The organism is Pseudomonas sp. NBRC 100443, from assembly GCF_030268185.1.
Classification (GTDB): Bacteria; Pseudomonadota; Gammaproteobacteria; order Pseudomonadales; family Pseudomonadaceae; genus Pseudomonas; species Pseudomonas citronellolis.
The window spans coordinates 1-9,836 of record NZ_BSQE01000047.1 but is presented as its reverse complement, the minus strand read 5'-3'; the positions used below and the strand labels follow the sequence as shown (position 1 = coordinate 9,836).

The 9,836-nt window shown below is 68.8% G+C and carries 8 protein-coding genes and 1 CRISPR repeat array; of the genes, 5 read left to right on the top strand and 3 right to left on the bottom strand.

Annotation, left to right across the window (positions count from 1 at the left end):
* A partial coding sequence (locus tag QSJ95_RS32360; protein ID WP_285647835.1) for a transposase occupies positions 1 to 317 on the top strand: 317 nt, incomplete at its 5' end.
* A 252-nt stretch (positions 318 to 569) separates the two neighbouring features.
* Positions 570 to 1,116: direct repeats of the CRISPR family, unit length 29 nt; unit sequence CGGTTCATCCCCACACCCGTGGGGAACAC.
* 63 nt (positions 1,117 to 1,179) lie between these two features.
* Here QSJ95_RS32360 and QSJ95_RS32355 read toward each other — a convergent pair.
* From QSJ95_RS32355 to QSJ95_RS32345, 3 genes are all read right to left on the bottom strand, one after another.
* A complete protein-coding gene (locus tag QSJ95_RS32355) occupies positions 1,180 to 2,829 on the bottom strand; it encodes an acyl-CoA dehydrogenase family protein (RefSeq protein ID WP_058071566.1) in 1,650 nt (549 codons plus the stop codon).
* Positions 2,826 to 3,473: a TetR/AcrR family transcriptional regulator gene (locus tag QSJ95_RS32350; protein WP_061560649.1), complete on the bottom strand. Its 648-nt coding sequence runs from the start codon at positions 3,471 to 3,473 to the stop codon at positions 2,826 to 2,828. The genes QSJ95_RS32355 and QSJ95_RS32350 overlap by 4 nt, the downstream gene beginning before the upstream one ends.
* Positions 3,474 to 3,603: 130 nt before the next feature.
* Positions 3,604 to 5,991, bottom strand: coding sequence for a hybrid sensor histidine kinase/response regulator (locus QSJ95_RS32345; RefSeq protein ID WP_285647830.1), 2,388 nt, complete (start codon positions 5,989 to 5,991; stop codon positions 3,604 to 3,606).
* Positions 5,992 to 6,171: 180 nt separating this feature from the next.
* Here QSJ95_RS32345 and QSJ95_RS32340 point away from each other — a divergent pair, with 180 nt between their 5' ends.
* The 4 genes from QSJ95_RS32340 (at position 6,172) to QSJ95_RS32325 (ending at position 9,713) form a co-directional block, all read left to right on the top strand.
* Entirely contained in the window at positions 6,172 to 6,969 is a 798-nt protein-coding gene (locus QSJ95_RS32340; protein WP_285647828.1) for a hydroxymethylpyrimidine/phosphomethylpyrimidine kinase, read from the top strand.
* Between the two features lie 19 nt (positions 6,970 to 6,988).
* The gene (gene thiE / locus QSJ95_RS32335) at positions 6,989 to 7,612 is read left to right on the top strand and encodes a thiamine phosphate synthase (RefSeq protein ID WP_009617352.1); all 624 of its coding nucleotides are present in this window, start codon (positions 6,989 to 6,991) and stop codon (positions 7,610 to 7,612) included.
* Positions 7,613 to 7,668: 56 nt separating this feature from the next.
* Positions 7,669 to 8,952: a glutamate-1-semialdehyde 2,1-aminomutase gene (gene hemL / locus QSJ95_RS32330; RefSeq protein ID WP_058488471.1), complete on the top strand. Its 1,284-nt coding sequence runs from the start codon at positions 7,669 to 7,671 to the stop codon at positions 8,950 to 8,952.
* A gap of 215 nt (positions 8,953 to 9,167) precedes the next feature.
* Positions 9,168 to 9,713 carry a tetratricopeptide repeat protein gene (locus QSJ95_RS32325; RefSeq protein WP_281686048.1) on the top strand — a complete coding sequence of 182 codons (546 nt, stop codon included), beginning with the start codon at positions 9,168 to 9,170 and terminating at the stop codon, positions 9,711 to 9,713.
* Positions 9,714 to 9,836 lie beyond the last annotated feature (123 nt).

Here is a 9,836-nt window from a genome sequence, read left to right as displayed (position 1 = left end):
AAATCGCCGAGCGCTATCGGGATCGCTGGCGGATCGAGCTGTTTTTCAAATGGATCAAGCAACACCTGAAGGTCAGGCGTTTCCTGGGCCGTAGCGAGAATGCCGTGCGCATCCAGATTCTCTGTGCACTGATCAGCTACTTGCTGCTGAACCTTTACCAACGCAGGACGGGAACGCGGCAGAGCCTGTGGATGCTGATGGTGGAGGTACAGGCGACGCTGTTTCAGCGTCCTGGCCTGGAGGCCGAACGTTACCGACGACGGCAGGAGCGAATGCGCGAGATCAACCTGCGTCAGGGGCAGCTGTTAATAGCATGAGGCGTGCCGGACAGTAGTGCGCATTCGCGGGGAACACGCCGCTCAGGATGATCGGGAACGAACTGCGCCCGGTTCATCCCCGCCCCCATGGGGAACACATGCAGGCGTAGCAGCCACTCAGGTCGTCAGCCGGTTCATCCCTGCACCTGCGGGGAACACATCAGGCGCACCAGCTGGTTGCTGAGCACGCGCGGTTCATCCCCGCACCTGCGGGGAACACATAAGCTCCAGGCCGGATTTAATGTAACGTGCCGGTTCATCTCCACACCCGTGGGGAACACAGCATGGATTTTGAACCATCCGGTGACGTGGTCGGTTCATCCCCACTCCCGTGGGGTACACATGTCACCCCCCCGCCAGGTCGAGGTTGATCGCGGTTCATCCCCACACCCGTGGGGAACACGAAGCCATGCTTCTCGGTGGCGTAGGTAAACTCCGGCTCATCCCCACCCCCGTGGGGAACACGTCGGCTGCTTGGCGATCCAGTCCGAGAGTTCCGGTTCATCCCCACACCCGTGGGGAACACCGGATCTGTCACGTTTGGCCATTTCCACCTGCCGCTTCGAGAGGGCGTATCACCCATGAGCCGGCTCATCCCCACACCCGTGGGGAACACTCCAACTGGTTCCCGTCGGCGTAGTCCGCCTCCGGTTCATCCCCACTCCCGTGGGGAACACCAGGGAGAAGGTGGCAACACCGGCCGCCCCTTCGGTTCATCCCCACACCCGTGGGGAACACTACTGGTTCGCCGCCAGCGGCCGCAGCCTGCGCGGTTCATCCCCACACCCGTGGGGAACACATTTCCCGCAACCTATTGATCCACCGCCGTTTTTTCAAGGCCCTCTTTTCTACCGACCTTTCCTCAGGCCAGATGCGGCGTAGCCCGCGCCACCAGCGCCTCGACGTCCGTGCCGCGCGGCAGGGTGCCGTAGACGCGGCCACCGCCGCCCAGGCGGCTGCCGATGAAGGCGTCGGAGACGGTGGCGTTGCCGGCTTCCAGCAGCAGCTTGGCCTGCAGGGCCACGGCCACGTCCTCGGTGAGCTGGCGGGCGCGGAACTGGATGTCGGCGGTGTCGGCGAAGGAGGCCTTGAGGTTGCCGATGAAGGACGCCAGGCGGGCGTCGCCGTGGCCGTCGCCGAGTTCGTGGAACAGCGCGTCGAGCACGCCCGGCTCCTTGGACAGGGCGCGCAGCACGTCCAGGCACTGGACGTTGCCCGAGCCTTCCCAGGTGGAGTTCACCGGGGCCTCGCGGTACAGGCGCGGGAGGATGGTGTCTTCGACGTAGCCGGCGCCGCCCAGGCATTCGGCGGCTTCGTTGATCATCGCCGGGGCGCGTTTGCAGATCCAGTACTTGCCCACGGCGGTGACCAGGCGGGCGAACTTGTCTTCCTGCTCGTCGTGCAGGTGGTCCAGGGCGCGGCCCATGCGCATGGTCAGGGCCAGCGCGGCCTCGCTTTCCAGGGCCAGGTCGGCCAGCACGTTCTGCATCAGCGGCTGTTCGGCCAGCACCCGGCCGCCGACCTGGCGGTAGGCGCAGTGGTGCGCGGCCTGGGTCAGCGCCTGGCGCATCAGGGCGCTGGAGCCGACCATGCAGTCGAAGCGGGTCATGGCCACCATCTCGATGATGGTCGGCACGCCGCGGCCCTCCTCGCCCACCATCCAGGCCAGGGCGCCGCGGTACTCCACCTCGCTGGAGGCGTTGGACCAGTTGCCCAGCTTGTTCTTCAGGCGCTGCACGTAGAACTCGTTGCGCGTGCCGTCCGGGCGGTGGCGCGGCAGCAGGAAGCAGGTCAGGCCCTTGTCGGTGTAGGCCAGGGTGAGGAAGGCGTCGCACATCGGCGCCGAGCAGAACCACTTGTGCCCGACCAGCTCGTAGGCCTGGCCCGGGCCGGGGATGCCCACCGGATAGGCGCGCGTGGTGTTGGCGCGCACGTCGGTGCCGCCCTGCTTCTCGGTCATGGCCATGCCGATGGTGGCGCCGGCCTTCTGCTCGATCGGCAGGTTGCGCGGGTCGTATTCGCTGGCGAGGATCTTCGGCAGCCATTTCTCGGCGATGTCCGGCTGCAGGCGGATCGCCGGCACGCTGGCGAAGGTCATGGTCAGCGGGCAGCCGGTGCCGGCCTCGGCCTGGCTGTGCAGGTAGCTCAGGCCGGCGCGGGCGACGTGGGCGCCGGCGCGCGGGTCGGTCCAGGGCATGGACGGGATGCCGTGCTCGATGGCCGTGCGCATCAGCTCGTGGTAGGCCGGGTGGAACTCCACCAGGTCGATGCGGTGGCCGTAGCGGTCGTGGCTCTTGAACACCGGCTTGTTCTCGTTGGCGAGGAAGCCGGCGGCCATCAGCGGCCCGCCGGCCAGGGCGCCGTAGGCTCCCAGGCGCTGCTCGGCCCAGCCGCCGTCGTAGCGACGCACCCACTCCTGCAGCGGCAGGTCGATGCGGTAGAGGTTGGCGCCGTCCAGCGGCGGCACCTGGTTGGTCACTTCGTGGGTCTCGGCGTACTGGTGCAGGTTCATCGCTGTTCCTCCGGCTGGGGCGCGCCGACGGCGCGCAGGCAGAAATCGACGAGGGCCTGGCTGACTTGCTCCAGGCCAGGGCTGGGTTGCCCGGCATCGCGGGCGGCTCGGGCCGGCGGCGATAGCGGGCCGACCAGGGATTCGGCGATCGCCCCCACCAGGCAGGCGGCGATCAGCGGCGCGGGGCCGCAATGGAAGTGGCCGCTGCGCGCACCCTCTTCCAGCAGTTCGATGAAGAGTTCGGCGTAGGCCTCGCGGTAGAGCAGGCGCTGCTCGTCCACCTCGGGGTCGACCGGTTCGGCGATCAGCGCGAAGGCCAGGCGCCGGCTGTCCCAGGCGCGCCGGGCGAACTGGCGCAGGCCGCGGGCCAGGCGCCCGGCGGGCCCGCCTGGGCCGCGCAGGACGACGGCCAGGGCGTCCACCTCACGTTGGCTGGCGCGGGCGAAGACTTCGGCAGCCAGTTCGCCCTTGCCGCGGAAATGCCGGTACAGGCTGCCGGTGGCGATGCCCGCCTCTTCGGCCAGGCCCTGCATGGTCAGCGCCGCGAAGCCGCCCTCGGCGACCCGCGCCAGGGCCAGTTGGAGGATGCGTTCGCGCAGCTCCACATCTTTCTGCAGGCGGGCTTCGGTGAGACGGTAGACCATGCTCTGAATCCGGATTCACTGTTTCAAGCAGTGAATCACGGTTCAGGACTTGGCCATAGGGGGAATTGCGCCAGCGGTGCGGGCGTTCCGGCCAGCGGAGCGCGCCGCGTGAAGCAACAGGCGTGGCGGATCAGGCGTGGCTGGGCAGCGCCGGCTGGCACAGCAGCCAGTCGTGCAGCAGGGTCTGCAGCTCCTCGAACTTCACCGGCTTGGCCAGGTAGTCGCTCATCCCCGCCGCCAGGCAGCGTTCGCGGTCGCCGCTGTGGCTGTGGGCGGTAATGGCCAGCACCGGCAGCTCGCCGCCCTGGGGCAGCGCGCGGATCGCCCGGCAGGTGGCGAAGCCGTCCATGATCGGCATCTGGCAGTCCAGCAGCACGGCATCGACGCTCTCGCGGCGCAGCAGGTCGATGGCTTCCGAGCCGTTGTCGGCGGTGCGCACCCGGTAGCCCAGCTTGAGCAGCATGCCGCGGATCACCAGTTGGTTGATGGCGTTGTCCTCCACCACCAGCACCGTGCACTGGTCCGGGCGGCGCAGGGCCTGACCGCCGGCGCGGCGCGGCGGCACGCTGAAGCTCTGCGCCGGCTGGCCGAGGTTCAGTTCGAGGACGAAACGGCTGCCGCGCCCGGGGCTGGAATGGTGCTGCAGTTGCCCGCCGAGCAGCTCGGTGAGCTGGCGGCACAGCGCCAGGCCGATGCCCAGGCCGCCGTACTCGCGGGTCAGCGAGCCGTCGAGCTGGTGGAAGCGCTGGTACAGCGCATCGTCGGCCGGCGTCTCGAAGCCGATGCCGGAGTCCTGCACCGTCACCCGCAGGGCGACGCCGTCGCTCTGCCGCTGGCCGTCCACGCGCAGGCTCACGCCGCCCTGGTGGGTGAACTTGATGGCGTTGTCCAGCAGGTAGCCGAGGGTCTGGGCCAGCTTGCCGGCGTCGCCTTCCAGGGTGTCGGGCAGGTTCTCGTCCAGCTGCAGGTCGAAGCGCAGGCCCTTGGCCTCGGCGCGCGGCGCGTACTGGGCGCGCAGGCTGTCGAACAGGCCGCGCAGGCTGAAGGGCTCGCGCCGCGGGTAGAGCTTGCCGGCCTGCAGTTCGATCAGCGCGAGGATGTCGTTGACCATGCGCATCATGTCGCGCGCCGAGCCGGTGGCGGTCTTCTGGTACTGCGCCAGCTCCACGTCCATGGGCACCGTCTGCATCAGCTCCAGCGAGCCGATCACCCCGCTCATGGGCGTGCGCAGCTCGTGGGTGACGGTGGCCAGGAACTCGTCCTTCAGGCGGTTGCTGTTGGCCAGTTCGAGGTTGAGCTGCTCCAGCTTGCGACTGGATTCCTGGAGGATGCGCGTGCGCTCTTCCTTCATGGCGTTGATGCGGTCGGCCAGGGCCAGGGACAGCAGGCCCACCTCCAGCGCCGAGCCGATCTGCCCGGAGTACATGGTGAAGAACACGTTGGGCAGCAAGCCCAGCACCATCAGAGTGTTGATGGTCCCGCCGAGGAGGAAGGCGGTCCAGGCGAAGATGAAGTAGCGCGCCACGCGCATACCGCGCAGCCAGGCGAGGATGCCGGCGCTGAAGATCACCACCACGAACGCCAGCGCCAGGTAGGTGGCCAGGCGCAGCGACAGCGCATAGCTGGCCGAGAACGCCAGCAGCATCACCAGCGCGCCCACGGCCATCAGCGCCAGCAGGGTGCGGTCGACCCACGGGCTGTGCTCGCGGGTGTGCAGGAAGCTGCGCGCGAACTGGCAGCCGAACAGGCTGGCGGAGCCGATCAGGAAGGGCGTGGCGGCGTTGGCCCACCAGGGGCTGTCGGGCCAGAAGTACTCGATGCCGGCGCCGTTGACCGAGACCTGGTAGAGGCCGAAGGAGGCGATGTAGAGGATGTAATAGAGGTAGCTGGTGTCGCGCACGCTGACGAAGATGAACAGGTTGTACACCAGCATCACCAGCAGCACGCCGTAGATGATGCCGAGCACGTAGACGTTGCCCGGCAGGTTCTCCATGTAGGCCTTGGGCGACCAGAGCGTCAGCGGCGCCTGGATCGAGCCCTGGCTCTCCAGGCGCAGGTACACCCGCAGCGGCTTGCCCGGCGCCAGCTTGAGGTCGAACAGGTAGTTGGTCAGGCTGATCGGCCGGCTGGCGAACGGCAGGGTATCGCCGGTGCGCTGGGCCAGTTGGTACTTGCCGTCGGCGCCGGGCAGGTAGAGGTCCAGGCGGTCCAGCGGCGGGTAGGCCAGTTCCAGCAGCCAGGGCGCCGGGTCCTGGGACTCCTGCGGGCGGTAGTCCAGGTCCAGGCGGATCCAGAACACCGAGCGCGAGTAGCCGGCGTTGAGCACGTCGCGGTCGTGGCGGCGGAAGCTGTCGGCCAGGGCCGCGGAGGTGATGTCGGCGATGTCGGCGGTGCCGCGCACGTCCTCGAAGACGTCGATCGAGTGGCCCAGCGGCAGGCGGCTGGTGTGCTCGTCGAAGCTGACCGCGCCGGCCAGCGGCGAAAGAAGGAGAAGGAAGAGGATCAGCCAGCGCTGCATGCTACCCCGCAGTGCCCCTCCGGACGGCGCCCAGGGGCCCCATCCCCCGCGATCGGCGCGCCCTGTGGGCGTGATTTTCGAATCGGCCAACTTTAGCACGCCGGCATGACGATCAAGCAGCGCCGGGCCGGGGGTCGGGGCAAACGACGCCTGCCAGGTTTAGTGGTAAGCTCCCGCGCCATGAAAACGCCAACCTCCCGTCCCGTAGTGCTCTGCCTGTCCGGCCACGACCCCAGTGGCGGCGCCGGCCTGCAGGCCGACATCGAAGCCCTGATCGCCCAAGGCTGCCATGCGGCGCCCGCCGTCACCGCGCTGACCGTTCAGGACACCGTCAACGTTTCCGACTTCCGCGTGCTCGACCGCGAGTGGGTGCTGGCCCAGGCCAACGCCGTGATCGCCGACCTGCCGGTGGCCGCGGTCAAGCTGGGCATGCTCGGCTCGGTGGAGATGGTCGACACCGTGCTCGAGATCATGCAGTCGCTGCCCGGCGTGCCGCTGGTCTGCGACCCGGTGCTGCGCGCCGGCGGCGGCGGCGCCCTGGGCAAGGACGAAGTCGGCTACGCGATCCGCGAGCGGCTGTTCCCGGTGGCCGCCATCGCCACGCCGAACCTGCCGGAGGCGCGCATCCTCGCCGAGCTGCCCGAAGGCAGCGCCGAGGAATGCGCCGAGAAGCTGCTGCCGTATATCCGCAACCTGCTGATCACCGGCGGCCACGGCGACGAGTCCGAGGTGCACAACCGCCTGTACGGCCGCGACGGCAGCCGGCACACCTTCACCTGCCAGCGCCTGCCGGGCAGCTACCACGGCTCCGGCTGCACCCTGGCCAGCGCCCTGTCCGGCCGCCTGGCCCTGGGCGAGGCCCTGCCCAGCGCCGTGCGCAGCGCCCTTGACTACACCTGGCGCACCCTGCGCGACGCCGAGGCCCCTGGCCACGGCCAGTATGTCCCGCGCCGGCTGCCGCTGGACTTCTGCTCCTGATTCACCTGCCGAGGCCTTCATGAAACTCCGCGGACTCTACGCCATCACCGATAGCAAGCTGCTCGCCGACGGCCGCCTGCTGCCCTACGTCGAGGCCGCGCTGCGCGGTGGCGCGCGCCTGCTGCAGTACCGCGACAAGTCCGCCGACGAGTCGCGCCGCCTGCGCGAGGCCGAGGCCCTGCGCGAACTCTGCGAGCGCCACGGCGCCACCCTGATCATCAACGACGACGCCGAGCTGGCCGCGCGCCTGGGCGTGAGCGTGCACCTGGGCCAGACCGACGGCTCCCTGGCCGCCGCCCGCGCCCTGCTGGGCCGCCAGGCGATCATCGGCGCCACCTGCCACGGCAGCCTGCAACTGGCCGACCAGGCCGTCGCCGAGGGCGCCGACTACGTGGCCTTCGGCCGCTTCTTCCAGTCGCTGACCAAGCCCGGCGCCTCCGAAGCCAGCCCCGAGCTGCTGGAGCAGGCCCGCGCGCGCTTCGCCAACGTGCCGCTGGTGGCCATCGGCGGCGTGAGCCTGGACAACGCCCCCGAGCTGATCGGCCGCGGCGCCGACCTGCTGGCGGTGATCAACGCGCTCTTCGCCGCCGACACCCCGGCCGAAGTGGAGCGCCGCGCCCGCGCCTTCGCCGCGCTGTTCTAACCCTTTCCCGCGGCGCCGCTGCGCGCCGCTTTCACGGATCCCAACGAGAGGTCGCCATGTCCCGTTCCGAACTCCTCTTCGCCAACGCCCAGAAGCACATCCCCGGCGGCGTCAACTCGCCGGTGCGCGCCTTCAAGAGCGTCGGCGGTACCCCGCTGTTCTTCAAGCACGCGGAAGGCGCCTACGTGGTGGACGAAGACGACAAGCGCTACGTCGACTACGTCGGCTCCTGGGGCCCGATGATCCTCGGCCACGCCCACCCGGAAGTGCTCGACGCGGTGCGCCGCCAGTTGGAGCACGGCCTGTCCTACGGCGCGCCGACTGCGCTGGAAGTGGAAATGGCCGACCTGGTCTGCTCGCTGGTGCCGTCCATGGACATGGTGCGCATGGTCAGCTCCGGCACCGAGGCGACCATGAGCGCCATCCGCCTGGCCCGCGGCTACACCGGCCGCGACGACATCATCAAGTTCGAGGGCTGCTACCACGGCCACTCCGACAGCCTGCTGGTGAAGGCCGGCTCCGGCGCCCTGACCTTCGGCGTGCCGAACTCCCCGGGCGTGCCGGCGGACTTCGCCAAGCACACCCTGACCCTGCCGTTCAACGACCTGGAAGCGGTGGAGAAGGCCCTGGACGAGTGCGGCCGGAACGTCGCCTGCATCATCGTCGAGCCGGTGGCCGGCAACATGAACTGCGTGCCGCCCGCCCCGGGCTTCCTCCAGGGCCTGCGCAAGGCCTGCGACAAGCACGGCGTGGTGCTGATCTTCGACGAGGTGATGACCGGCTTCCGCGTCCACCTCGGCAGCGCCCAGGCGCTGTACGGCGTGACCCCGGACCTGTCGACCTTCGGCAAGATCATCGGCGGCGGCATGCCGGTGGGCGCCTTCGGCGGCAAGCGCGAGATCATGCAGCAGATTTCCCCGCTGGGCCCGGTCTACCAGGCCGGCACCCTGTCGGGCAACCCGCTGGCCATGGCCGCCGGCCTGACCACCCTGAAGCTGATCAGCCGCCCGGGCTTCCACGACGAGCTGACCGACTACACCAGCCGCATGCTGCAGGGCCTGCAGGAGCGCGCCGATGCCGCCGGCATCCCGTTCGTCACTACCCAGGCCGGCGCCATGTTCGGCCTGTACTTCAGCGGCGCGGACGACATCGTCACCTTCGCCGACGTGATGGCCAGCGACGCCGAGCGCTTCAAGCGCTTCTTCCACCTGATGCTGGACGGCGGCGTGTACCTGGCGCCCAGCGCCTACGAGGCCGGCTTCACCTCCATCGCCCACGGCGACACCGAGCTGAAGCTGACCCTGGACGCCGCCGAGCGCGCCTTCGCCGCCCTCAAGTAAGCCCCTCCGGCCGCGGCGTCCGCCGCGGCCAATTTTCCGTCGTTACGCTTTCCCGGCGAGCCCTACGCCGGTTTCTTGGCCATTCGGACGGAAACCGCGAAAAACACCGTAAAGACTTTGTAAGGAAGCATCGGCTTATTTCATAATGTGCAGGCCGGCACGTTTTCGCCGGCCGGGCATTGCGCCCGCCCCGTTGCCGGAGGCCGTTTCTCCCCATGTACCGTTCTGGTCGCGCCCTGCTGCTGGGCAGCCTGTTGTTCATCTCGCCCCTGCTCGCGCAGGCGGGAGGCAACTCGCTGCTGGTTCCGGCGACCGGCCGTTGCAGCTTGAACACGGTGCCCGAGCAACTGCAGCAGGCCCTGGCCAGCTGCCAGCAGATCGCCAATGGCGGCGACGCCCAGGCGCAGTTCGAACTGGGCGAGTACTACTACACCGGCGAACGCGCCCCGCGCGACTTCCCGGCCGCGCTGCGCTGGTACGAAAAAGCCTCGCTGCAGGGCCACGCCCAGGCCCAGTGGCGCCTGGGGACCATGTTCTTCCGCGGCGAAGGGGTCAAGGCCAACAACATCCAGGCCTACATAGTGCTGAAGATGGCCGCGGTGAACGGCGCCGAAGACGCCATGGACAGCGCCGACCTGGTCGCCGAGCAGATGAGCAAGGACGAACTGGACATCGCCAGCAAGGTGCTGGGGCAGATCTTCCGCAACTACCTGATCGAACTGCAGACCGCGGGCAATACGCCGTTTTCGCCGTTGCCCTAAAAAACCGCCTCCCCGGTGCTCCGCGACCCATTGGGTTAGAAACACGCCCACTACACTGACCCCGCTGGACAGTGGTCGTCTGCTTTTTGGAGGCTCCGTCCCCGTCAAAAAACCTGACCCAGG